Genomic DNA, 22,972 nt, shown 5'->3' on the forward strand with positions numbered 1-22,972 from the left:
TCGCCGCAGATTAGCAAGGTTCGACGGGCCGGGGTTGCCCCTGCGACGGGCGGACCGGACCGGTCGAGGGTTCCCGTCCTCCGACCGCACGGTCCCGGGTGGCCCAGGCGACCATGAACACCACCGTCCACAGCACGCCGAGCAGCACCGCCGCCGCCGTACCGCTCGCCGTGTCCAGGCCCAGGTAGAGCCGGGCGACGCCGACCCCCAGCACGCCCGCGGCGGCCGCCGTCCACGCGGCCACCGCCACCGGCCAGCGCGCGTTGCGCGACACCAGCCAGGCGAGGGTGCAGAGGCTCGCCGCGACCACGGCGTTCTGGGTCGGGAACGGGGCGGCCTCGTTCCCACCCGGGCCGCCGTGCGTGCCGGTCAACTCGGCCACCCCGGCCAGCACCACGAGCGGCACGAACGCGCCGACCGTGCCCACCACGCTCAGCAGGTCGGTACGCAACGGGCGGCGACGCCACGCCAGTACCGCCGCCACCATCGCCACCAGCACGATCAGCGCCCACCCCCGGACCAGTGACACCACGACCAGGGTGGCGTCGGCCGCGTCCGGAGTACGGCGGGCGGTGAACCAGACGTCGATCGCCCCGTCCAGCGCCGCCAGTCCGCTGTTGCGCACCACCACGGCGAGCAGGCCGGCGATGGCCAGCCCGGCGGCGAAGAGCAGCAGCAGCCCGACGGCCAGGTTTAGCAGCAGCGTCCAGGTCGGTCCGATCCGCATGGCCACCAGGAAGAACAGCACCCCGTAGCGGGCGCTGAGCCAGCGCACCGGCGGCAGCGCGGCGGCCCGCGACAGCAGAGCGCGTGCCGGATCGGGGTTGCGCCCGAGCCACCGACCGGCGAGCACCACCCCCAGCAGTCCCGCCAGCAACGCCAGTGCCGCGCCGGTGGCCCGGCCGAGCACCCGGGAGACCGTGTCGTACGACTCACCGGCGAGGTTGCCGAGCAGGATCGAGCCGCCCACCCAGGTCGCCACCCCGGCCAGGTTCCAGACGGCGAACCGCCGGTACGGCATGCCGGCCGCACCGGCCAGCCGGGGCACCAGGGTCCGGGCGAAAGCCACCCATCGGGCGGCGAACACGCCCCGCCCACCCAGGCGGGCCAGCATGGCGTCGGCGCGGGCCCACCGCTGCGGCCCGACCCGGTGACCCAGCCCGGCGCGCAGCCGAGGGCCGTACCGCCGTCCGGCCCGAAAGGCCAGCCCATCGCCGAGGACCGCCGCGACGATCATCGCGAGCAACGCCGGCCCGAGCCGCAAGGTACCGTTGTAGGTGAGGAAGCCGACGAGCAGCAGGGTAGCCTCACCCGGCACCAGCAGGCCGAAGATCACCGCGGTCTCGCCCGCCACGATCAGCGCGGCGACCAGGTAGATCCACAGGGTGGGCAGACCTTGCACCCAGGTCAGCAGGTCGTGCACTCAGGCCCCCGGGACACGGGAGCCAGCATGCCAGCCGGGGGAACCACCGGCACAGCGGTTTCACCATAGATCAGGGGCACCTGGGGGTGACCCCGACGCAGCCTGCGCGAGCGCAGGCGGAAGGATAGAGGGTATGCAGCTTCGCACCGACCTCCGCAATGTCGCCATTATCGCTCACGTCGACCACGGCAAGACCACCCTGGTCGACGCCATGTTGCGGCAGGCCGGCGCGTACGGCGCACGAGGCGAGAACACCGAGCGGGTGATGGACTCCGGCGACCTGGAGCGGGAGAAGGGCATCACGATCCTGGCCAAGAACACCGGCGTGCGGTACCTGCCCGCCGATGGTTCGGACCCGGTCACGATCAACATCATCGACACCCCGGGCCACGCCGACTTCGGCGGCGAGGTCGAGCGCGGCCTGACCATGGTCGACGGCGTGGTGCTGCTCGTCGACGCCAGTGAGGGCCCGCTCCCGCAGACCCGCTTCGTGCTGCGCAAGGCGCTGCGGGCCCGGATGCCGATCATCCTGGTGATCAACAAGGTGGACCGTCCGGACGCCCGGATCAAGGAGGTCGTGGACGACACCTACGAGCTCTTCCTCGACCTGGACGCCGACGAGGAGCAGATCGACTTCCCGATCGTCTACGCCTGCGCCCGGGACGGCATCGCCTCGCTGACCCAGCCGGCCGACGGCTCGGTGCCCGACGACAGCGACTCCCTGGAGCCGCTGTTCCGCACCCTGCTGGACACCATCCCGGCCCCGGCGTACGAGGACGACGCGCCCCTGCAGGCGCACGTCACCAACCTCGACGCGTCGCCGTTCCTCGGCCGCCTCGCGCTGTGCCGCGTCCGACAGGGCACCATCAGCAAGGGCCAGACCGTGGCCTGGTGCCGCACCGACGGCAGCACCCAGCGGGTCCGCATCTCCGAGATGCTGATGACCGAGGGTCTGGAGCGCAAGCCGGCCGAGACCGCCGGCCCGGGCGACATCATCGCCGTCGCCGGCATTCCGGAGATCATGATCGGTGAGACGCTCGCCGACGTGGAGAACCCGGTGGCGCTGCCGCTGATCACCGTCGACGAGCCGGCCATCTCGATGACCATCGGCACCAACACCTCGCCGCTGGTCGGCAGGGTCAAGGGCTCCAAGGTCACCGCCCGGATGGTCAAGGACCGCCTCGACAAGGAGCTGGTCGGCAACGTGTCGCTGCGGGTCCTGCCGACCGAGCGGCCGGACGCCTGGGAGGTGCAGGGCCGTGGCGAGCTGGCGCTGGCCATCCTGGTCGAGCAGATGCGCCGGGAGAGCTACGAGCTGACCGTCGGCAAGCCGCAGGTCGTCACCCGGGAGATCGACGGCAAGACCTGCGAGCCGGTCGAGCGGCTGACCATCGACGCCCCGGAGGAATACCTGGGCGCGATCACCCAGCTCCTCGCGACCCGCAAGGGCCGGATGGAGCAGCTGGTCAACCACGGCACCGGCTGGATCCGGATGGAGTGGCTGGTGCCGGCGCGCGGCCTGATCGGCTTCCGCACCGAGTTCCTGACCGACACCCGGGGCACCGGCATCCTGCACCACGTCTTCGAATCGTACGAGCCGTGGTTCGGCGAGCTGCGCACCCGCAACAACGGCTCGCTGGTCGCCGACCGCTCCGGCGTGGTCACCGCCTTCGCGATGATCAATCTGCAGGAGCGCGGCCAGATGTTCGTCGACCCGACCACCGAGGTGTACGAGGGCATGATCGTCGGCGAGAACTCCCGCTCCGACGACATGGACGTCAACATCACCAAGGAGAAGAAGCTCACCAACATGCGGGCCTCGACCTCCGACGAGACCGAGAAGCTGATCCCGCCGCGCAAGCTCTCGCTGGAGCAGGCGCTGGAGTTCTGCCGCGAGGACGAGTGCGTCGAGGTCACCCCGACCGCGGTGCGCATCCGCAAGGTGGTGCTCGACCAGCAGCAGCGCGGCCGGGCCGCCGCCCGCCGTAAGCACGCCGGCTGATCCACAGCCGCACCGGGGCGCGTCGGCCGATTGCGGCCGGCGCGCCCTCGCGCTTTCCCGCCGGGGTACGTCCGCCCGACGCCGTCCTCCTCGACTACGGTCACCGGCATGACCTGGGATGATCTCGACGCCTTCCTGGACGCGGTGCCAGGCACCGTCTCGGCGTACGTGGGTCGACTCGACGCGCCCCCGAGCTGGACCCGCCACGCCCACGCCGGCCACTACGCCGCCAGCACCATGAAGGTGGCGGTGCTGGCGGCGCTGCACCGCGCGGCCGAGGCCGGCACGCTCGACCTGGACGCCGACGTCCCGGTGGTCAACGAGTTCGACTCGGCCCAGCCCGGCGCGCCCCGCTTCTCCTGCGCCCCGCACTACGACAACGATGACGCGGTCTGGGACCGGCTCGGCGACACGGCGTCGCTGCGCTGGCTGGCCGAGCGGATGATCGTGCGGTCCAGCAACCTGGCCACCAACCTGGTCATCGGGCACGTCGGGCTGCCCGCGGTGGCCGAGGTGTGGGCCCTCGCCGACGCCCGGGACAGCGTCACCGGCCGCGGCATCGAGGACTTCGCGGCCCGCGACGCCGGCATCACCAACACGGTCACCGCCGCCGACCTGGCCGCCCTGCTGGGCGGGCTGGCCAGCGGCGTCACGACCCCCGGCCGTCTCGCCTCGCCGGCCGGGTGCGCCGCCATGCTGGACGTGCTGCTCGCGCAGGAACACCGCGAGGACCTGGCCGCCGGCCTGCCCGAGGGCACCCGCATCGCGCTGAAGAACGGTTGGGTACGCGGTGTGCGCCACGGTGTCGGCGTGGTGCTGCCGGACGACGCCCCGCCGTACGTGATCGCCGTGTGCACCACCACCGACCTGCCCGACGGCGACGACGACGCCTGCGAACTCCTCGCCCGCGTCTCGGCCCGGGTCTGGGCGGCCCGCCACCGCCTCTGAGCCCGACGGGCCTCACTCCAGCAGGTTGGCCCGCAGCGCCCCGACGACCTCGTCGGTCAGCCCCAACCCGTCGCGCAGGTACCCGTCGAACGAGCCGTGCACCCGACGTACCTCCTGATAGGCGGCGTCGAGGTACGCGGGGCGGACCTCCAGCACCGGCAGCACCGCGTCGACGTCCAACGCGGGCCGCTGGCGGCGCATCGCCTCGACGATCACCGCGCGCAGGCTCTCGGTCAGCGCGTTGTTGCGCAGGTAGTCGGCTCGGATCGACGCCTCGTCCACCCCGAGGGCGGTGAGCAGGATGACGGTGAGCCAGCCGGTGCGGTCCTTGCCGGCCGAGCAGTGGTACACCAGCGGCAGGTTCTCCGGACGGGCGGCGAGGCGTACCGCCGCGCCGAAGTTGCGGCGGGCCGACTCGCCGGTGACGAACCACCGGTAGATCTCGGTCATCGCCCCCGCCGTGCCCTGCCGGGCCAACTCGGCGTACGCGTCGAGGTCGTGCCCGAGCAGCACCGCCGAGACGTACGTGAAGACGGGGTGCTCCGGATCGTGCACCGGCAGGTGCGCCACCCTCGGCTCGCCGGCCAGCCGGTCGGGCGGCGCGACGTCGATCTCCGTGCCGTCGCGCAGGTCGACCACGCAGGCCGGCGCGAGTGTCGCGAGTACCGGCAGGTCAACGTCGGTGAGCCGGCCCAGCGCCGGGGTGCGGACGAGCTGGCCGGCGCGCACCCTGCGACCACCTGCGCCGACCAGGCCGCCCAGGTCACGGGCGTTCGGCGCGCCCACCAGTTGCCAGTCCCGTACGACCATCCGGCCCACCCTCCCGCCGTGTTCCTGCCTATAGGGTGCCTCAATGACGATCTCGGCGGTACGCACCCACCGGGTTTCTGCCCCCTTACACACCCCGTTCGTCACCGCGCTGCGCCGCACCACCACGGTGGACACGTTGATCGTCGAGCTGGTCGACGCCGACGGTCGGTCCGGCTTCGGTGAGGCGCCGCAGGTGTGGCAGGTCACCGGCGCCTCGGTCGCCGGGGCCGAGGCCTGCGTCCGCGAACTGCTCGGTCCGCTGCTGTCCGGACGCGACCCGGACGACCTGGTGGCCCGCTGCGCCGAGGTGCAGCGGGCGGTGGTGGGCAACGAGGCGGCGAAGGCGGCGGTGGACGTCGCGCTGCACGACCTGGCGGCGCGGCGTTTGGGCGTACCCCTGGCGCGGTTGCTCGGTGGTACGACCCTGCGGGTCCCGACGGACGTCACCCTCGCCGCGGGCGACGCGGTCGACCTGGCGGCGGCCGCGCGCCAGCGGCGGGCCGACGGCTTCGGCGTGCTGAAGCTCAAGGTCGGCACGGACGCGGCGGGTGACCTGGACCGGGTACGGGCGGTACGCGCGGCGGTCGGCGCGGACGTGCGGATCCGGCTGGACGCCAACCAGGGTTGGACGCCGCGCGAGGCGGTCCGGGTGATCCGTGGCATCGAGGACGCCGGGCTGGACGTGGAGCTGGTCGAGCAGCCGGTGGCCCGCTGGGACCTGGACGGGCTGGCGTGGGTCAGCGACCGGGTGTCGGTGCCGATCCTGGCCGACGAGGCGGTCTTCGGGGTCCGCGACCTGGTGGAGGTGATCCGCCGCCGGGCCGCCGACATGGTCAACGTCAAGCTGGCCAAGTGTGGCGGGCTGCACCCGGCGCGCACGCTCCTGGAGTTGGCCCGCGCGCACGGGCTCGGCACGGTGGTCGGGTCGATGATGGAGAGTCAGGTTGGCATCGGCGCGGCGGCGAGCCTGGTGGCCGCGTACGGCACCACGGCGGTCGCCGACCTGGACGCGGCGTGGTGGCTGGCCTGGTCGCCGGTGCAGGGCGGGATCCGCTACGAGGGGCCGACGGTGGTCCTACCGGACGCGCCTGGCCTGGGCATTTCCGGTTTGGCTGAAGTAAAGATGCAGACTCGTGGTTGAAGACCGGCGGTTTTCTTCATAGGGTTGCCCCCGGACAGCCGACACGAGCTGGGGGTCGATGTGGAGCTTCAACCGGGCCGCGAGGCCGTCGTCCGGGTCGCGGTGGCGACGCTGTGGTCAGCTCCCGAGGCGGTCCGGACGGTCGACGGTCCCGCGCTCACGGCCGGCGTCGACATCCCGACCTGGGTCTCCGGCCTGGACACCGACCAGCAGGTCGGCGACTGCGTGTTGAGTCAACTCCTGCTCGGCGAGCGGGTGCTGATCGACGAGCTGCGCCCGGACGGCTGGGCCCGGGTCGTCGCCGTCGAGCAGCCGGCCGCCAAGCTCGATCCCCGCGGCTACCCGGGCTGGCTCCCCGCCGACCAGCTGACCCCCACCGCTCCCACCCTCAGCGGCGACCCGCTCGTCGTGGACGCGACCGTCACCGGGCTGCACGCCACCCCGGACGGGCCGGTCATCCTGCCGGGAGTCGTCGTGGGCACCCGTCTCGTCCCGGCCGGTCCCGCCCGCGACGGCTGGCGGGCGGTCCACGTCCCGGGCCGGGCCGCGCCGCTCTGGCTGCCCGACGGGCACCTCGTCCCGCCGTCGAGCGGGCCAGCCAGCGCCGCCGACGCGCTCGCGGTGGCCCAGCGGCTGCTGGACGTGGCCTACATCTGGGGCGGGCTGTCGGCGTACGGCATTGACTGCTCGGGCCTGGTCCACCTGGCCTGGCGCCGGTTCGGGGTGCTCCTGCCCCGCGACGCCGACGACCAGGCCGTGGCGACGACCCCCCTCGACCTGGGCGCGGAGCGCCCCGGCGACCTCTACTTCTTCGCCCGTCCCGGCCGGAAGATCCACCACATCGGCATCGTCACCGCCGTCGCCGACGGCTCGACCGACCGGCGGATGCTGCACGCCTGCTACCGACGGCGGCGGGTGATCGAGGAGCCCCTACCGGCGGACCGGACGGCCACCCTCGTGGGCGTGCACCGGGTCTGACCGGCCGGCCCGTCGCGGCGCCGGCCTCAGCGCCGGGCCGCGGCCAGCTCGCGACGCCGGTCCCGCGCGGACTTGACCAGGCTGGCGACGGTGGCGACGCCCAGCGTGCCGATGATGACCAGCAGGGACAGCCAGATCGGGATGTGCGGCGCCCACCCGACGTGCTCCCCGCCGTTGATGAACGGCAGGTTGTTGTCGGCCAGCGCCTCCAACACGAGTTTGACGCCGATGAAGCCCAGGACGACGGCCAGTCCGTAGCTCAGGTAGATCAACCGGTCGAGCAGGCCGCCGAGCAGGAAGTAGAGCTGACGCAGACCCATCAGCGCGAACACGTTCGCGGTGAAGACCAGGTACGGCTCCTGCGTGATGCCGAAGATCGCCGGAATCGAGTCCAGCGCGAAGATCAGGTCGGTGGTGCCGATCGCGATCATCACGATCAGCATCGGCGTGAACAGCCGGCGCCCATTCTCGTGGGTCGTCAGCTTCGCGTCGTCGTAGCCCTTGGAGATCGGCAGCGCCCGGCGGCTCCACCGGATCAGGAGGTTCTCGGAGAACTCGTCCTCGTCCGGCTCACCCTGGCGGGCCAGGTTGATCGCCGTGTAGATGAGGAACGCGCCGAAGATGTAGAAGACCCAGGAGAACTGCGAGATCAACGCCGCTCCGGCGGCGATGAACCCGCCACGCATCACCAACGCCAGCACGATGCCGATGAGCAGCACCTTCTGCTGGTACTGCCGGGGCACCCCGAACCGGGCCATGATGATGACGAAGACGAAGAGGTTGTCCACCGAGAGGCTGTACTCGGTGAGCCAACCGGTGTAGAACTGCCCCGCCGCGCTGGCCCCGGAGGCCAGCCAGACACCGGCGCCGAAGAGCAGGGCGAGGCCGACATAGAAGGCGACCCAGAGGCTCGACTCGCGCACGCTCGGCTCGTGCGGGCGCCGACCGATGATCAGCAGATCGACGAGCAGCACCGCAGACAGTGCGACGAGGGTCCCCGCCCACACCAATCCGGACACGTCCAACGTTCATTCCTCCGGCAGACACGCGGCGTCGGGCACACCGTACGCCCCTGGCGGGGCCGGCGTGCCGCTGTCGCTCACTCTGGTGACTGTCGGAGGTCTCTTCCGCCCCCGACCCGCGAGCGGGACGGCGACCGACGAAGCCGGGTCGGTCGCCGAAAATCCAGCGATCGTCCGTGCTGACGACTTCGTCGCGGGGGAATACTCCCCTCCTCGCAGACCATTGTTGCCCACCACGCGCCGTGATCACACCTGGGGCCTGGAGTGTCCGTCACACCCTCTTGGCCGTCCTAGGAGGCTAGCGTGTCGGGTGCGCTGATCGGGTCGGTGAACGACCAGCCGGACGCCAGCAGGTCGTCGCAGACCCGCACGGCCCGCGCCAGCCGCTCGGCGTGCGACCCGGTCAACTCCACGACCGGCACCCCCGACCCGGCCAACTCGTCGCGGAACCGGTCGGTCATCCAGGCCCGCAGGTGCTCACCGTCGCGCAACCCGTCGTCGGCGAACGGCACACCCCGGTGGTCGGTCAGCAGGTACCGCGCCGGCCGACGGGCCGCCGCCCGCACCTGCGGCGACGTGCTACCCAGGTAGCGCTCCTCCCAGACCGCGGTGGCCCGCGCGTCGGTGTCGCAGAACAGCAACGGCCCCGACGACCGGGCCGCCGCGTCCTCGGCCGCCTGCTGCTCGCGGACCACCTCGCGAAAGTCGTCGCGGTCCCACACGACGTCGAAGATCGTCGCCGCGGGCGAGCGCTCCCGCAGCCGGGCGAGCTTGCGGGCCGTCAACTCCCGGCCGTACTCGGGAACCCAGACCGTGCCGTAGTGCGCGGCGAGCGCCTCGGCCATCGTGGTGGTGCCCGTCGACTCGGCGCCGACCACCACCACCCGCCGCACGAGAGCGGCCCGCACCGGCGGGCTCAGCCACTGCCAGTGACCCGCCGGGTCCGCGCGGACCGCCGTCCCGGAGACCGGCACGGTCCGCCGATCCGGATCGACCGACACGGGTACGGCCCCGAAGCGGCTGGCCAACTCCGGTCCGTACGCCTCGGAGGAGAAGACGGCGTCCACCTGCTCCGGTCCGACCGCCTCGCGGAACACCGCGCAGTGCGCATCCCAGACCGCCGGGTCGTCGTAGTCCACCGGATGGTCGTCGTACCGGCCGACGAACCGGACCCACGGTGTGTCCGCGTGCGCCTCGCGCAGCCAGTCCAGCCGGGCCGCGAGCGGGATGGACTCCCGGCGGGACGGCGCCACCACCACCGTGACGGTGGCGCAACGGGCGGCCGCCGCCGCGATCAGGGCATGGTGCCCGGCGTGCGGCGGATAGAACTTCCCCACCACCATCCCGTGCCCGAACTCGGGGCGCCGCGTCCGCGCCATCTCGCTCACGCGGTCACCGGGGTCGGGCCGGGCGGCGCCGGGATGGCCCCGTCGAGTCGGCGCTCGTCGGCCCGCCAGGCCCGCAACCCGACCACGCACAGCGCGAGGAAGACCAGGTACAGCACGGCCGTCAGGTGCAGCCCCTTGTAGGCGTACAGCGGGATGTAGATCAGGTCGGCGGCGATCCAGAGCCACCAGCTCTCCACCCGCTTGCGGGTCTGCCCGTACGTCGCCAGCAGGGACAGCGCCGTCGTCAGCGCGTCCGGCAACGGCACCGTCGAGTCGGTGGCCCGGTCCAGCAGGACCCAGAGCCCACCGGTGAGCAGCACACCCACGACCGCCAGCCACACCCACTCCCGCCGGCCGGTCCGGCTCACCGCCAGCCGGGTCCGGCGTTCTCCCCCGAACAACCAGTGCCACCAGCCGTAACAGCCGAGCGCCACGTACACAACCTGGAGCCCGGCGTCGGCGTACAACCCGGCCGTCCAGAACAGCAGCATGAGCAGCAGCACGTTGGCGATGCCGATCGGCCAGTTGGCGACGCGCTGCCGGGCCACCAGCCACACGTTGAGCACTCCGGTGGCGAACCCCAGCAGCTCCGCCCAGGTCGTGGCGACGCCCCCGACCCGGAACGCGGTACCGGTAAGCCAGTCGATGATCATGCCGGCTTACCTTAGGGCGTGTGTCGACGGCGGAACAGACCCCGCGGCACCCGCACGACCCCGGGCCGTGGGAGGCTTTCCGACATGGTGTTTGAGGTCGCGCTGATCGACGTACTGCCCGGACACGAGGACGCGTTCGCCGCCGCGTACGCCGAGGGTCACCCGGTGCTGGCCGGGACGCCCGGCTGCCGCTCGGTGCGGATGACCCGGGGCATCGAGTCGCCCACCCGGTTCGTGCTGCTCGTCGAGTGGGACTCGGTGGAGGCGCACGAGAAGAACTTCCGGGACACCGACCGGTTCGCGCAGTGGCGCGCGCTCATCGGGCCGCACTTCGCCGGACCGCCGCTGGTCGAGCACTTCCTCGACGTACCGGCCTGAGTGGACCTGTCGTACCCCAGGGTTACCGTGCCTCCCGCACGCGCGGGTCGCCGGTCCCGACGGGCTCGGGGGCGCCGGGCCCGGTGGCCGCGCGGGCGAGTCCTACTGCCCGACGCGGCGGGCCAGGGCGGTGACCGTCTCCTCCGGTGACAGCGCCGCCGCCAACAGCGCCTCGGTCATCCGCTCGTACCTGTCGACGTCGAGCACGGTCGCCAGGCGCACGTCGGTGGTCAACGCCTCCAGCATCACCGTCCGCGGGTCCGCCGGGTCGGGGAAGGCATACCAGGAGTACGGCGTGAGCGGGTGCAGCCCGCCGTCGGCCAGCCCGCGTGGCAGCAACCGTACCGTCACGTGCGCCAGCCCGGTCACCGCCACCAGGTGCCGTAGCTGCTCCCGCCAGACGTCGACCGGCAGGTCGCCCGGGTCGCACACCGCCTCGGCGAGCACCGCTGTGTAGCGCGGCGGATCGGCCCGGCGCAGCACCTCCTGCCGCAGCGCCCGCGCCCGCACCTCGGCCTCCACGTCGACCTCGGGCGTGAGCAGGACACCGGCGGCGACCCGCGAGCGCGCGTACGCCGCCGTCTGGAGCAGGCCCGGCACGAGCGCCGGCTGGTACTCGACGATGTCGGCCGCACCCGCCTCCAGCTCGGCGTACACGCGCTGCCGTTCACTCATCTCGCCGAGCGCCTTCCACCAGCCACGGCTGGTGGCCGCGTCGCGCGCGATGACGATCAACGCGTCCCGGACCGGGCCGGGCACCTGGTAGACGTCGAGCAGATCCAGCACGTCGGCGAGATCCGGACGGCTCTGCCCCAGCTCGATGCGGGACAGCTTCGACGTCGAGGCCCAGCCCAACCGGTCGCAGACCTGTTCCAGGGTCAGCGCCTCGCGCCGGCGTAGCTGACGCAGCTCAGCGCCGAGGCGCGCGCGTCGAATGACAGGACTTGTTGGCAACGGCATCCCCGCCTCCCCATCGAGGGAGCGTACGCAGGACGATCACCCAGTGCAATAGCGCGGTGGCGCACCGCAACTGGGGCGGTCGCGCCAGGCGGGGGAATCCGATGCCGTCGAAGCCTCCCTTCCCTGCTCAGGGCTCAGGGGCGGCACTCGGCTCAGGGCCGGTAGGTGCCGAACGACCACTGGATACCGGCGAGGTCACGGGCGGCGTAGTCGCGGGACCCGTAGTCGGTGTCGAACGGCTCCCGGGTGATGTCCGCTCCGGCGGCACGCGCCCGGGCGCAGTGGGCGTCGACATCCGGCACGGCCACGTAGACGGACCAGTCGTCCTCGGCCGCCGGAGACGTCGGACCGACCCGAGGACCCAGCATGATCATGCCGGTGTCGAGGACGAGCTGAGCGTGCGCGACGGTGCCGTCCGGCGCCTCGTGCACGGCGTGCACCTGAAAACCGAACGCCGAACAGAGCCAGTCGATCGCGGCACGGGGATCGGGATAACGAAGGATCGGATAGACGGTTCGCATACCGGCAATTCTCCGACCGGACGCCCGTTCCCGATTGGACGAATGAGACCGCCCCGACTTCCCGTCGCTCGTGGGGCGCCACGATCTCGCGTCAGATACCTGAGCGGGCGGCGAGGAGCGCCGCCGGCGTGGCGCCGGCGAACTGGTGAAAGTCCCGGATGAGGTGCGACTGGTCGTAGTAGCCACACCGGACCGCCACCTCGGCCCAGTCCACGGGTCGCCCTGAGCCGGGGTGGGGGCCGGCCGTGGCGTCGACGCCCCGCAGCACCGCATGGGCGCGCTGGAAGCGCAGCAACCGGGCGGCGGTCTTCGGTGGCAGACCGATCTCCGCCCGGAACCGGGCCGCCAGGTGTCGTCGGCTCCAGCCGAGCTGGGTGGCGAGCGCGCCGACACCATCGCGCCCACCGCTCGCCATGAGCCACCGCCAGGCCCCGATGAGGCGGGCGTCGACGGGCGGGGTCAGCGCCAGACGATCGGCGAGCGCGGCGTCGAGGAGCGCGAAGCGCTGCGGCCAGCCTCCGGCGTCGGCAAGCCGCCCCCGCAGCCGGTCGAGCCAGCCGTCCGGAAGCTGATCGAGACCCACCGCCCTGTTGGTCAGCTCGACCAGCGGCAGCCCGAGGACGCGCCGGGCGGTCAGCGGCGTCAGCAGCAGCTCCACGCCCTCCCCCACGCCCGAGGTGCGTGTCATGCACCAGCCGTCGAAGGTGCCGGCCACGAACGAGTCCACCCGCTCGACCCCGCGCTCGGCACTGCGTGGATCGGTCACGTCCAGCGGCGCGCCCCAACCCAGGATCAGGACCACGAAGACGCCGGCCGTCTCCCGGCGGACCAGCGGCACGTCCGCACGTTCCCGATAGCCGATGTACCGGTCGACGAACGGACGCAAACGCGTCTCGGGCAGCCCGATGACCATCTCGTCGTCCATCGGCGTCATCGCACCCCGACCGCCCTTCTGGCCTCGCACCAGCCGTGCCCATACTCTGGCACGGTCGCGCAGAAGGTGACCCTGTCCCACAACGGCCGCTTCGCGCGTGGCCACGACATCCGCGCGGCGGGTGGAACGACCGTGCCGTGAGTGGGCCGGCCCGCCGTCACTTCACCCCGGCGGCGTCCATTCCGCGTAGCTCCTTCTTCAGGTCGGCGACCTCGTCGCGGATCCGCGCCGCCAGCTCGAACTGCAACTCCCGGGCGGCGGCCAGCATCTGGTCGCTGAGCTCCTGGATGAGCTGCGCGAGGTCGGCGCGGGCCATCCCCTCCCGCGACGTGGTGGTGGCGGTCGACCGGCTGCGACTACGCGTCTCCTTGACCGGCGCCTTACCCCGGGAGAGCTGGCGGACCGCACCGCCGACCCGGGAGTTCTCGGTGTCCTCCGCCTCGCGGTAGATGTCGTCCAGGATGTCGTGGATCTTCTTGCGCAGCGGCTCCGGAGTGATGCCGTGCGCCTCGTTGTGCGCGATCTGCTTGGCGCGACGCCGGTCGGTCTCGTCGATCGCCGCCGCCATCGACGGCGTGATCTTGTCGGCGTACATGTGCACCTGGCCCGACACGTTACGGGCGGCCCGCCCGATGGTCTGGATCAGGGACCGGCCACTGCGCAGGAAGCCCTCCTTGTCGGCGTCGAGGATCGCCACCAGTGACACCTCGGGCAGGTCCAGACCCTCACGGAGCAGGTTGATGCCGACCAGCACGTCGTACTCGCCCTTGCGCAGCTCACGCAGCAGCTCGACCCGGCGCAGCGTGTCAACCTCGGAGTGCAGGTAACGCACCCGGACGCCGTTCTCCAGCAGGTAGTCCGACAGGTCCTCGGCCATCTTCTTGGTCAGCGTCGTGACGAGCACCCGCTCGTCACGGTCGGTCCGCAGCTTGATCTCGTGCATGAGGTCGTCGATCTGACCCTTGGTCGGCTTGATCACGACCTCCGGATCGACCAGACCGGTGGGGCGGATGACCTGCTCGACGAACTCACCCTGGGCCTGCTCCAACTCCCACGTGCCCGGGGTCGCGGAGAGGCAGACCATCTGGCCGACCCGCTCCAGGAACTCGTCGAACCGCAGCGGCCGGTTGTCGGCCGCGCTGGGCAGCCGGAACCCGTGGTCGATGAGCATCCGCTTACGGGAGGCGTCACCCTCGTACATGCTGCCGATCTGCGGGATCGTCACGTGCGACTCGTCGACCACCGTGAGGAAGTCGTCCGGGAAGTAGTCGAGCAGGGCGTGCGGCGGGCTGCCGGGCAGCCGCCCGTCCATGTGCATCGAGTAGTTCTCGATGCCGGAGCAGAAACCCACCTGCCGCATCATCTCGATGTCGTAGGTGGTGCGCATCCGCAGCCGCTGCGCCTCCAGCAGCTTGCCCTGGCGCTCCAGCTCGGCGAGGCGCTCGGCCAGCTCCGCCTCGATGTCGCGGATGGCCCGCTCCATCCGCTCCGGGCCGGCCGCGTAGTGCGTCGCCGGGAAGATCACCAACTGATCGACCTCACGGACCACGTCACCGGTCAACGGGTTGAGGTAGTAGAGCTTCTCCACCTCGTCGCCGAACAGCTCGATGCGGATCGCCAGCTCCTCGTACGCCGGGATGATCTCCAACGTGTCACCGCGGACCCGGAACGTGCCCCGCTGGAAGGCCATGTCGTTGCGGGTGTACTGGATGTCGACCAGCCGGCGCAGCAACTGGTCACGGTCGAGATCCTGCCCGACCTCGACCCGGACGGCCCGGTTGAGGTATTCCTCCGGGGTGCCCAGGCCGTAGATCGCCGAGACGGTCGCCACCACGATCACGTCGCGGCGGGTGAGCAGCGACATCGTCGCCGAGTGCCGCAGCCGCTCGACCTCCTCGTTGATCGAGGAGTCCTTCTCGATGTAGGTGTCGGTCTGCGGGATGTACGCCTCGGGCTGGTAGTAGTCGTAGTACGACACGAAGTACTCGACCGCGTTGTGCGGCATCAGCTCGCTGAACTCCTTAGCGAGCTGCGCGCAGAGCGTCTTGTTCGGGGCGAGCACCAGGGTCGGGCGCTGCAGCCGCTCGATGAGCCACGCGGTGGTGGCGCTCTTGCCGGTGCCGGTCGCCCCGAGGAGCACCGAGGTCCGGTCGCCGCGCCGCACCCGGCGCTCAAGGTCGTCGATGGCAGCCGGCTGGTCGCCGGCCGGCTGGTATTCGCTGACGACCTGGAAGCGGCCGTCGAGCCGAGGAATGTCGAGCGCCATGACATCAACGGTACGCCGCAGGTCCGACATGTTCGGCCGTCGCGAAGGGTACGTGATCGGCTTCAATATTCCCATTGTGTGGCCCATGTCACCGGGACTACCCTCTTCGTGTAGGCCGCTCGCGGCGGCCGACCGGGCCGGTGGCCAGGCCGTCATCACGGCCGGCCGCCCCCGGCACAGCGGTCGCAGCACCCGGCTCGTCCGGCGTGCGCACCCGTGTGGTCGCGCTCACGGCGCAGACCGGCCGCCGCGAGCGCCCCTGCTCCGCACTCCGGTCTCGTCACCCGATGCCGTCCCACCCGTTTCACATCCGTGGACACCTCTGGAGCCCCGGCGCCCTCCCCCGACCCCACCCGGGCCGGCACCCCGAACCGCGCCGCCCACCCGGGCACCCCGAACCACACCACCAGCCACGCGGGCGCCGAGAACCACACCACCCAGGCCGACACCAGAGACCGCACCACCCGCTCCGGCACCACGGACCGCAGGGCTCGGCACGGCATCAGGGACGGCCGGCCCAGCCGTGCCGAGGTCCGGGACCGGAGCACCCCCGTCGGCGATACCGGCCACAGCGCCGGGCCGGGCCGGGCCAGCCGACGCCGGCGTACGCTGCTGCTCCTGCTCGCCCTGACCGCCGTGACGTCGGCGGCGGCGCTGGTGCTCGGGCTGCTGAGCTGGGCTCCCGACCCACCCGCGCCGGCCCGGCCGCTGACCGTCGCCGAGGCCGAGCGGCTGGCCGCCATGCGGGTCACCAACCTGCGGGACCTGCGCGCCGGTGTGCGCGTCACCGCCGGCGAGGGCGCCGCCCGTACCGAGCTGGTGGGCTGGGTGGACTGGTCGCGTTCCCTGCTCTACCTGGACGTCGGCGGGCCGGGGGCGGGCGCCGACCGGGGCCTGGTGCAGAGCGCCGGCCCGGTCCTGGTGGTTCGGCCGGACCCGACGGCCGTGCCCACCCCGGCCGCGCCTCCGCTGGTGCCGCCGACGGACCGCTGGCGGCTGCGTCACCTGACACCCGGCACGCGCCTGGCGTCGGTCCTCGACCTGCTCCTCAGCCTCGGCGCCGACCGCCCGGACCCGATCCCGACCGCCGGTGACGCGCGCTGGATCGCCCAGGAGGTGGCCGCGGCCGGGACCCTGGACGTACTCCAGGCGTCGCCGGCCGCCGCGACGCCCACCGCCACCAGCACCGCGGCACAAGCCAGCACCGCGGCAGCCGCCGGCACCGCGGCACAAGCCAGCACCGGGGCCGGCACGCCGGCCGGCGGCACCCACACGGCCCGGTACTGGCTCGACCGGGACGGCCGACTGCACAAGCTGGTGACACGCCTGCCCGGTGTCGGGCCGCTCACGGTGCTCCTCGACCGGATCGACCGTCCCACGCTGCATCCGGTGGACGCGCTCGGCGGTCGACCCGGCCTGCCCCGGGCGCTCACGGAGGCCGAGCAGCGGAGGTGGAAAGCGCTGCCGGCCCGGCTGCGTGGCCAGGGCGGCGCGACGCTGACGCTGGCCGCGCCGGTGGGCGTCGAGGTCAACCTGCGGGGCGCCGGTTGGTTGGGCTGGTCCGCCCGTACCGCCTATGTGGCGGTCGCCGACCTGGGCGTACCCGATCGCCGGACCCTCCTGCACCGCGACGCCGCCGGCCTGTCCCGTACGGACGTGCCCGCCGACGCCGGTGGTGGTGGCACGGCCGAGACGCCCGGTCGGCCGCCGTTCCCGGTCCCCGCCGGCACGTGGCGGACCACCCGATCCGCCCGCGACGACCTGGACCTGCTGGTCGACGCCGCGGTGGCCGCCGCCGACCTGGCGGCCCGGCGTGGCGCCCCCGTGCGCCTCCGTGAGGACCTCGCCGACGGGCGGACGGTGGACGTCGTGGAGTTCCGCAGAGGCGCCGCGCGGCTGCGCTACTGGATCGACCGGGACGGGTTGCTGCGCCGGGTGGAGCTGCTCACCGGCCCCGGCGCGTGGGCGCAGCTGGACCTCTCTCCCGCCGTGGTGCCCCGCCTCCCGCCGCCACCGCGCGCCGCCGGTCGACCGCCCGGAACACGCTGACCAGGGGTCAGGGCCGCCAGTCGGTCTGCGCGGCCCACTGCTCGGCCCGCAGGTACTCCTCGTCGAACCAGGGGTCGCGGGCCGTGCCGGAATCGGCGACGTGCGGCGCCGTGTCCACCAGATCGCGCTTGAGCAGCAGGTACGCCGCCCGTCGATCCGGGTCGGCGCGCAGGTGGTCCCGCATCAGCAGCGCGTACCGCCAGCCGGGCGAGTCCGCCGCCCGTACGTGCAGCCGCACCAAGCGACCGGGGTCGGCGCTGCCGTGCAGCCGCTTCTCCCACCGCCCCCGGCCGGCCGGACGCGGATCGTCCCACCAGTGCCCCGGGACCCGGGGGAACCCCGCGCCCGCCAGCCGCTCGGCCAGCGGCCCGTCCGCTTCCGCGAGGCGGGGCACGGCGAGCTGCACGTCGATGACGTCGTCGGCGGCCAGCCCGGGCACCGCCGTCGCGCCGATGTGGTCGATCCGCAGGTCCGCCGGGGCGACCGCATGGCGGATCCGGGCGGCCAACCGCGCGTACTGCTCGGGCCAGCTCGCGTCGGCCTCCGCCGCGTCGTCGCGCGCGGGCGGCGACGCGACCCGCCGCTGCCGCAGATTGTGCTCGTAGGGTCGCAGCCGCTGCCGCCACAGCGTGTCCACGGCGTCGTGCAGCGCCGCCAGACTGCCGTCGTTGGTCACCACCACGTCGGCGACCGCCCGCCGGCGATCGTCGTCGGCCTGCGCGGCGATCCGCCGCTCGGCCTCCGCGCGGGCCATCCCCCGGTCGCGCGTCAGCCGCTCCAGCCGGGTCGGCACGGCCGTCTGCACCACGACCACCAGGTGGTACGTCGGCGCGAGCCCCACCTCCACCAGCAGCGGCACGTCGTTGACGACGATCGCGTCCGGCGCCGCCGCCGCGACCAGCTCTGCGGTACGCGCCCGCACCCGCGGGTGGGTGATCGCCTCCAGCCGGCGGCGGGCGGCCTCGTCGGAGAACACCAGCGCGCCCAGCGCGGCGCGGTCCAGCGCGCCGTCGGCGTCCAGCACCTCAGCGGAGAAGGTGGCGACGATCTCCGCGAGGCCCTCGGTGCCCGGCGCGACGACCTCCCGGGCGACCTGGTCGGCATCGACGAGAGCCGCGCCCAACTCCACCAACCGCGCGGCCACCGCGCTCTTGCCCGACCCGATCCCGCCGGTCAAACCCACCCTCAGCACCAGGACAGTCAACCGGATCGCGGGCCACCGGCCAAACAGGGCCGTCCCGCCCGGTGCCGTCGCACACCCGGGCCAGACCCCGCGCACCCTCCGCGCACAACGCCCGCGCGCGGCGCGAAGGGCGACACGGCCGGCGGGTACGACGAAGGCCCCGCCTCCGGCGATCCGAGGATCGCGGGAGACGGGGCCTGCCGTCGTTCAGCGGGTCACTTACCGCCGGCGAGCTTCTCCCGCAGAGCGGCGAGCGCCTCGTCGGTGGCCAGGGTGCCGGCCGGCTCCTCGTTCTGCCGGCTCGGGGCCGGGCTGGACGAGGAGGTGGTGCCGCCAGTGGCAGCCGGGACAGCGGGGGCCGGGTTGGCAGCAGCCTCGGCGTCGGCGGCGCGAGAGGTCTGCACCTGCTTGGTGTGGGCCTCCCAACGCTGACGGGCCTCGGCGTACTGGTTCTCCCAGGTCTCGCGCTGCTTGTCGTACCCCTCGAGCCACTCGCCCGTCTCCGGGTCGAAGCCCTCCGGGTAGATGTAGTTGCCCTCGGTGTCGTACGTCGCGGCCATGCCGTAGAGGGTCGGGTCGAAGTGCTCCTCGCCCTCGACGAAGCCCTCGTTGGCCTGCTTGAGCGACAGGGAGATCCGGCGACGCTCGAGGTCGATGTCGATGACCTTGACCATGACCTCGGAGCCGACCTGGACGACCTGCTCCGGGATCTCCACGTGGCGCTCGGCCAGCTCGGAGATGTGGACCAGGCCCTCGATGCCGTCGTCCACGCGGACGAACGCACCGAACGGAACCAGCTTGGTGACCTTACCCGGCACGATCTGCTGGATCGCGTGGGTGCGGGCGAACTGCCGCCACGGGTCCTCCTGCGTCGCCTTCAGCGACAGGGAGACGCGCTCGCGGTCCAGGTCGACGTCCAGGACCTCGACCTCGACCTCCTGGCCCACCTCGACGACCTCGGACGGGTGGTCGATGTGCTTCCAGGACAGCTCGGAGACGTGCACCAGACCGTCGACGCCGCCGAGGTCCACGAACGCGCCGAAGTTGACGATCGAGGACACGACGCCCTTGCGGACCTGGCCCTTCTGCAGCTTGTTGAGGAACTCGGTGCGCACCTCGGACTGCGTCTGCTCGAGCCAGGCACGGCGGGACAGCACCACGTTGTTGCGGTTCTTGTCCAGCTCGATGATCTTGGCTTCGAGCTCACGCCCGACGTACGGCTGCAGGTCACGCACGCGCCGCATCTCGACCAGGGACGCGGGCAGGAAGCCGCGCAGGCCGATGTCGAGGATGAGACCACCCTTGACGACCTCGATGACAGAGCCGCGGACGACGCCGTCCTCGTCCTTGATCTTCTCGATCGTGCCCCAGGCCCGCTCGTACTGCGCCCGCTTCTTGGAGAGGATCAGACGCCCCTCCTTGTCCTCCTTCTGGAGGACCAGGGCCTCGATGTGGTCACCAACCGTCACAACCTCGGCGGGGTCCACGTCGTGCTTGATCGACAACTCACGAGAGGGGATGACACCCTCGGTCTTGTAGCCGATGTCGAGCAGGACCTCGTCCCGATCGACCTTGACGACGGTGCCTTCGACAATGTCGCCGTCGTTGAAGTACTTGATGGTCTCGTCGATCGCGGCGAGGAAAGCCTCCTCGGAACCGAGATCGTCGTGGGTGACCCGGGTGGCGCTCGAGGGGGCCTCGATGCTGCTCGTCATGTGGGCGGTTGCTCCGGTCGGTGGGTTGTCACAGCAGGCTGGTGTGTCGCAGTGACCTGTTCGCGCCAGCGGATCCGCCGCCGGGCACACCGAACGATCGCCTAGTGAGATCATGATGTGGCTCCGACGACCGCGCACCTACTCCCTGCCGAGGCAACGCGATCCGCGAGCGCATCGTCTAGCCTACCGTGCGCATTACCACAGCGTGCAAGCCCTCCCGCCTCCTCGCCGCGCGATGACCTGCGAAAGCCGAACAATCGCCCGGAAACGACCCCTCCTGTCTCGTAGGTCACAGCGGCCCCAGCGGCCCCTTCGTGGAGGGCTGGTCACGCCCGGTTTGATCGACTCGGCTTCCTGAAAACCGGGCTCTCCCGCGGGCCCGGACACCCCGATTGCACCGAAGCCGAGTCGATCAAGCCCGGGCGCGTCGCGCGGAATCCCGCAGATCGTGGACGCGCCGCCGTACCCAATGGGGTGGGTGGGGCCTAGCGTGAGCGGGTGGATGACGACAGCCGGGTGACCCGGCGCGGCGTGGGTGACGCCGAGGTCCGGCGGGCCAACCGTGGCTGGTGGGACGCCGACGCCGACGACTACCAGGCCGAGCACGGCGCGTTCCTCGGCGACGTGGACTTCGTCTGGTGCCCGGAGGGGTTGCGCGAGGCGGACGCCCACCTGCTCGGCGACGTGTCGGGACGACGGGTGCTCGAGGTGGGTTGCGGCGCCGCCGCGGCCGCCCGCTGGCTCGCCACCCAGGGCGCGCGGCCGGTCGCCTTCGACCTGTCCGCCGGCATGTTGCGGCACGCCGCCAAGGCGGCCGAGGCCAGCGGGGTACGCGTCCCGCTGGTGCAGGCCGACGCGCTCGCGCTGCCCTTCGCCGACCGGTCGTTCGACGTGGCCTGCACGGCGTTCGGGGCGATCCCGTTCGTGGACGACTCGGCGGCCCTGCTCGCCGAGGTGCACCGGGTGCTGCGCCCGGGCGGCCGGTGGGTGTTCTCGGTGACCCACCCGATGCGCTGGATCTTCCTGGACGACCCCGCTGAGGGCGGGCTGCGGGCCGTGCACTCGTACTTCGACCGGTCCCCCTACGTCGAGCAGGACGAGAACGGCGTGGCCACGTACGTGGAGCAGCACCGGACCCTCGGTGACCGGATCCGGGAACTGGTCGGCGCGGGGTTCCGGCTGCTGGACCTCGTGGAGCCGGAGTGGCCGGAGGGACACGAGGGCATCTGGGGGCAGTGGAGCCCGCTGCGCGGACGGCTCTTCCCCGGCACCGCCATCTTCGTCACCGAGAAGCCCGCGGGGTGAGCGCGTCGCACCCGCAGTCCGACCTGCGATCCATCGATCGCCGGTAGGCTCGGCCCCATGAGCGCCGAGCCCATCCCGACATCACCTGGCCCCTGGTGTCCGGATCCGATGCGGCAGCAGCGTGCCGACTACACGCTGGAGGACCTGCTCACCCTGCCGGACGACGCCCCCCGCGTCGAACTCGTCGACGGAGTTATCCAGGTGACACCCTCCCCCACCCTGGGCCATCAAGACATCTCCTTCCTGCTGCGTCTGTGGCTCCACAGGCATGTGCCGGCTCACCTGAGGGTGAGCCAGGCCGTCGGCGTCGGGCTCAGCCCCAACACCAGTCGTCAGCCTGACGTGCTGCTCTGTCGCGCCGAGGTGCCGTCCCACCGGTCCACCCTGCGGCCGGCGGATGTCGTACTCGCCGTGGAGATCGTTTCGCCCGGCACGCGTCGAATCGACCGGTTCGCCAAGCCCGGTGAATACGCCGCCGCCGGCATCCCCTTCTCCTGGCGGATCGAGCAGGACCCGGTGCACGTCTACGCGTACCGGATCGGCGACCGGGTGGGCCCGGGCGGTGAGCGGCAGTACGAGCTGGTCACCGACGGCGCCGACGTGATCGAGCTGACCGAGCCGTTCGACATGAAGCTGTCGATCGCCGAGATCACGCCGTAGCCGTTTCGCCCCGGGCGGGTCGGGTAGCCCGGGGCATGGCCGAACAGAGATTCCACCAGGGCGACCGTGTCTCCTGGTCGGCCCACGGCAGCCGCGCGTACGGCGTGGTGCAGGGCACGATCACCGAGCGGACGCGGATTCGCGGGCGGGCGGTGAACGCGGCCCCCGACGACCCGCAGTACCGGGTCCGCAGTGACGGCACGGGCCGCGACGTTGCCCACCGACCCGAGGCGCTGCGCCATGAGCAGAAGTGACGACGGCCGGGACACCTACCGGGAGTTCACCGTGGCGGTGAACATGAAGCCCGGTGAGCTGTCGACGTGGCTGGAGACCGACGAGTCGAAGCAGGTCGGCTGGCACAAGGGGGGCCGTACCGGTGGCGGCGAGTCGGTCGGGCACGAGTCCGGCCGGAAGATCATCAACCTGCTCCGCCGCAAGCGCGCCGACCTCTCCGAGGCGGACTACAAGCACATGCGCAAGGTGGTCGGCTACGTCCGCCGGCACATGGCGCAGCGCCCGTCCGGCAACGTGCGCGACACGAAGTGGCGCTGGTCCCTCATGAACTGGGGCCACGACCCGATGAAGTAGCGGCCCCGATGCGCCTCCGCGGACTCCCTGCACAGGATCCGCACCAGG

20 protein-coding genes and 1 pseudogene are annotated in these 22,972 nt (G+C 72.2%); 10 read left to right on the forward strand and 11 right to left on the reverse strand.

All coding sequences use genetic code 11. The features are described 5' to 3' along the window. Positions 1-10 precede the first annotated feature (10 nt). Entirely contained in the window at positions 11-1,423 is a 1,413-nt protein-coding gene (locus tag ACLQ25_RS17960) for a DedA family protein (RefSeq protein ID WP_425731999.1), read from the reverse strand. A gap of 133 nt (positions 1,424-1,556) precedes the next feature. Between ACLQ25_RS17960 and typA the strand changes: the two genes are divergently transcribed. Both typA and ACLQ25_RS17970 read left to right on the forward strand, forming a co-directional pair. Then, on the forward strand, positions 1,557-3,425 hold the full coding sequence (gene typA, locus ACLQ25_RS17965) for a translational GTPase TypA (protein ID WP_425732000.1): 1,869 nt from the start codon (positions 1,557-1,559) through the stop codon (positions 3,423-3,425). Between the two features lie 108 nt (positions 3,426-3,533). Next, the gene (locus ACLQ25_RS17970; protein ID WP_425732001.1) at positions 3,534-4,373 is read left to right on the forward strand and encodes a serine hydrolase; all 840 of its coding nucleotides are present in this window, start codon (positions 3,534-3,536) and stop codon (positions 4,371-4,373) included. A 12-nt stretch (positions 4,374-4,385) separates the two neighbouring features. Here ACLQ25_RS17970 and ACLQ25_RS17975 read toward each other — a convergent pair whose 3' ends face one another. Next, on the reverse strand, positions 4,386-5,183 hold the full coding sequence (locus tag ACLQ25_RS17975) for a tyrosine-protein phosphatase (RefSeq protein WP_425732002.1): 798 nt from the start codon (positions 5,181-5,183) through the stop codon (positions 4,386-4,388). A gap of 43 nt (positions 5,184-5,226) precedes the next feature. Here ACLQ25_RS17975 and ACLQ25_RS17980 point away from each other — a divergent pair, with 43 nt between their 5' ends. Continuing rightward, on the forward strand, positions 5,227-6,324 hold the full coding sequence (locus ACLQ25_RS17980) for a mandelate racemase/muconate lactonizing enzyme family protein (RefSeq protein ID WP_425732003.1): 1,098 nt from the start codon (positions 5,227-5,229) through the stop codon (positions 6,322-6,324). Between the two features lie 60 nt (positions 6,325-6,384). Beyond that, positions 6,385-7,302: an NlpC/P60 family protein gene (locus tag ACLQ25_RS17985; protein ID WP_425732004.1), complete on the forward strand. Its 918-nt coding sequence runs from the start codon at positions 6,385-6,387 to the stop codon at positions 7,300-7,302. Positions 7,303-7,328: 26 nt separating this feature from the next. Here the strand turns inward: ACLQ25_RS17985 and ACLQ25_RS17990 are convergent, their stop codons facing one another. The 3 genes from ACLQ25_RS17990 to pnuC form a co-directional block, all read right to left on the reverse strand. Further along, positions 7,329-8,327, reverse strand: a complete 999-nt coding sequence (locus ACLQ25_RS17990; protein ID WP_425732005.1) for a TerC family protein — start codon at positions 8,325-8,327, stop codon at positions 7,329-7,331. A 287-nt stretch (positions 8,328-8,614) separates the two neighbouring features. Continuing rightward, the gene (locus ACLQ25_RS17995; protein ID WP_425732048.1) at positions 8,615-9,703 is read right to left on the reverse strand and encodes an AAA family ATPase; all 1,089 of its coding nucleotides are present in this window, start codon (positions 9,701-9,703) and stop codon (positions 8,615-8,617) included. A gap of 5 nt (positions 9,704-9,708) precedes the next feature. Beyond that, positions 9,709-10,365, reverse strand: coding sequence for a nicotinamide riboside transporter PnuC (gene pnuC / locus ACLQ25_RS18000; RefSeq protein ID WP_425732006.1), 657 nt, complete (start codon positions 10,363-10,365; stop codon positions 9,709-9,711). Between the two features lie 84 nt (positions 10,366-10,449). Here pnuC and ACLQ25_RS18005 point away from each other — a divergent pair, with 84 nt between their 5' ends. Continuing rightward, positions 10,450-10,743: an antibiotic biosynthesis monooxygenase family protein gene (locus ACLQ25_RS18005; RefSeq protein WP_425732007.1), complete on the forward strand. Its 294-nt coding sequence runs from the start codon at positions 10,450-10,452 to the stop codon at positions 10,741-10,743. Between the two features lie 102 nt (positions 10,744-10,845). On the opposite strand, the gene ACLQ25_RS18010 is transcribed toward ACLQ25_RS18005, so the two are convergent. The 4 genes from ACLQ25_RS18010 to uvrB form a co-directional block, all read right to left on the reverse strand. After that, complete coding sequence (locus ACLQ25_RS18010) at positions 10,846-11,703, reverse strand: helix-turn-helix domain-containing protein (protein WP_425732008.1); 858 nt, start codon at positions 11,701-11,703, stop codon at positions 10,846-10,848. 152 nt (positions 11,704-11,855) lie between these two features. Continuing rightward, complete coding sequence (locus ACLQ25_RS18015) at positions 11,856-12,224, reverse strand: VOC family protein (RefSeq protein ID WP_425732009.1); 369 nt, start codon at positions 12,222-12,224, stop codon at positions 11,856-11,858. 91 nt (positions 12,225-12,315) lie between these two features. After that, positions 12,316-13,149 (reverse strand): helix-turn-helix domain-containing protein, encoded by an 834-nt coding sequence (locus ACLQ25_RS18020; RefSeq protein ID WP_425732010.1) that lies wholly within the window; start codon positions 13,147-13,149, stop codon positions 12,316-12,318. Positions 13,150-13,315: 166 nt separating this feature from the next. Continuing rightward, positions 13,316-15,424, reverse strand: coding sequence for an excinuclease ABC subunit UvrB (uvrB, locus tag ACLQ25_RS18025; RefSeq protein WP_425732011.1), 2,109 nt, complete (start codon positions 15,422-15,424; stop codon positions 13,316-13,318). Between the two features lie 312 nt (positions 15,425-15,736). Between uvrB and ACLQ25_RS18030 the strand changes: the two genes are divergently transcribed. Further along, a complete protein-coding gene (locus ACLQ25_RS18030; protein WP_425732012.1) occupies positions 15,737-17,473 on the forward strand; it encodes a hypothetical protein in 1,737 nt (578 codons plus the stop codon). Positions 17,474-17,480: 7 nt separating this feature from the next. Here the strand turns inward: ACLQ25_RS18030 and coaE are convergent, their stop codons facing one another. Together coaE and rpsA are read right to left on the reverse strand one after the other, a co-directional pair. Then, positions 17,481-18,665 (reverse strand): dephospho-CoA kinase, encoded by a 1,185-nt coding sequence (coaE, locus tag ACLQ25_RS18035; RefSeq protein ID WP_425732013.1) that lies wholly within the window; start codon positions 18,663-18,665, stop codon positions 17,481-17,483. Positions 18,666-18,871: 206 nt separating this feature from the next. Then, positions 18,872-20,371, reverse strand: a complete 1,500-nt coding sequence (gene rpsA, locus ACLQ25_RS18040; RefSeq protein WP_357127222.1) for a 30S ribosomal protein S1 — start codon at positions 20,369-20,371, stop codon at positions 18,872-18,874. A gap of 498 nt (positions 20,372-20,869) precedes the next feature. On the opposite strand from rpsA, the gene ACLQ25_RS18045 reads away from it, so the two are divergent. The 4 genes and pseudogenes from ACLQ25_RS18045 to ACLQ25_RS18060 all read left to right on the forward strand — a co-directional run. After that, positions 20,870-21,676, forward strand: coding sequence for a class I SAM-dependent methyltransferase (locus ACLQ25_RS18045; protein ID WP_425732014.1), 807 nt, complete (start codon positions 20,870-20,872; stop codon positions 21,674-21,676). Positions 21,677-21,733: 57 nt separating this feature from the next. Continuing rightward, complete coding sequence (locus tag ACLQ25_RS18050) at positions 21,734-22,336, forward strand: Uma2 family endonuclease (RefSeq protein WP_425732015.1); 603 nt, start codon at positions 21,734-21,736, stop codon at positions 22,334-22,336. Positions 22,337-22,371: 35 nt separating this feature from the next. Next, positions 22,372-22,590 carry a DUF2945 domain-containing protein gene (locus ACLQ25_RS18055; protein ID WP_210857899.1) on the forward strand — a complete coding sequence of 73 codons (219 nt, stop codon included), beginning with the start codon at positions 22,372-22,374 and terminating at the stop codon, positions 22,588-22,590. Then, positions 22,577-22,921 (forward strand): annotated as a pseudogene (locus ACLQ25_RS18060) (DUF3140 domain-containing protein); the annotation flags it as partial. The gene ACLQ25_RS18055 and the pseudogene ACLQ25_RS18060, both read left to right, overlap by 14 nt. Positions 22,922-22,972: the final 51 nt, after the last annotated feature.

Origin of the sequence: Micromonospora sp. DT44, from assembly GCF_049841635.1 — a bacterium.
GTDB lineage: Bacteria > Actinomycetota > Actinomycetes > Mycobacteriales > Micromonosporaceae > Micromonospora.

Excerpts from the sequence above, each read along its gene's own strand:
- typA (WP_425732000.1), top strand. The coding sequence starts at position 1,557 with ATGCAGCTTCGCACCGACCTCCGCAATGTCGCCATTATCGCTCACGTC.
- ACLQ25_RS17970 (WP_425732001.1), top strand. The coding sequence starts at position 3,534 with ATGACCTGGGATGATCTCGACGCCTTCCTGGACGCGGTGCCAGGCACC.
- ACLQ25_RS17975 (WP_425732002.1), bottom strand. The coding sequence starts at position 5,183 with ATGGTCGTACGGGACTGGCAACTGGTGGGCGCGCCGAACGCCCGTGAC.
- ACLQ25_RS17980 (WP_425732003.1), top strand. The coding sequence starts at position 5,227 with ATGACGATCTCGGCGGTACGCACCCACCGGGTTTCTGCCCCCTTACAC.
- ACLQ25_RS17995 (WP_425732048.1), bottom strand. The coding sequence starts at position 9,703 with ATGGCGCGGACGCGGCGCCCCGAGTTCGGGCACGGGATGGTGGTGGGG.
- pnuC (WP_425732006.1), bottom strand. The coding sequence starts at position 10,365 with ATGATCATCGACTGGCTTACCGGTACCGCGTTCCGGGTCGGGGGCGTC.
- ACLQ25_RS18005 (WP_425732007.1), top strand. The coding sequence starts at position 10,450 with ATGGTGTTTGAGGTCGCGCTGATCGACGTACTGCCCGGACACGAGGAC.
- ACLQ25_RS18010 (WP_425732008.1), bottom strand. The coding sequence starts at position 11,703 with ATGCCGTTGCCAACAAGTCCTGTCATTCGACGCGCGCGCCTCGGCGCT.
- ACLQ25_RS18015 (WP_425732009.1), bottom strand. The coding sequence starts at position 12,224 with ATGCGAACCGTCTATCCGATCCTTCGTTATCCCGATCCCCGTGCCGCG.
- ACLQ25_RS18020 (WP_425732010.1), bottom strand. The coding sequence starts at position 13,149 with ATGGACGACGAGATGGTCATCGGGCTGCCCGAGACGCGTTTGCGTCCG.
- uvrB (WP_425732011.1), bottom strand. The coding sequence starts at position 15,424 with ATGGCGCTCGACATTCCTCGGCTCGACGGCCGCTTCCAGGTCGTCAGC.
- rpsA (WP_357127222.1), bottom strand. The coding sequence starts at position 20,371 with ATGACGAGCAGCATCGAGGCCCCCTCGAGCGCCACCCGGGTCACCCAC.
- ACLQ25_RS18050 (WP_425732015.1), top strand. The coding sequence starts at position 21,734 with ATGAGCGCCGAGCCCATCCCGACATCACCTGGCCCCTGGTGTCCGGAT.
- ACLQ25_RS18055 (WP_210857899.1), top strand. The coding sequence starts at position 22,372 with ATGGCCGAACAGAGATTCCACCAGGGCGACCGTGTCTCCTGGTCGGCC.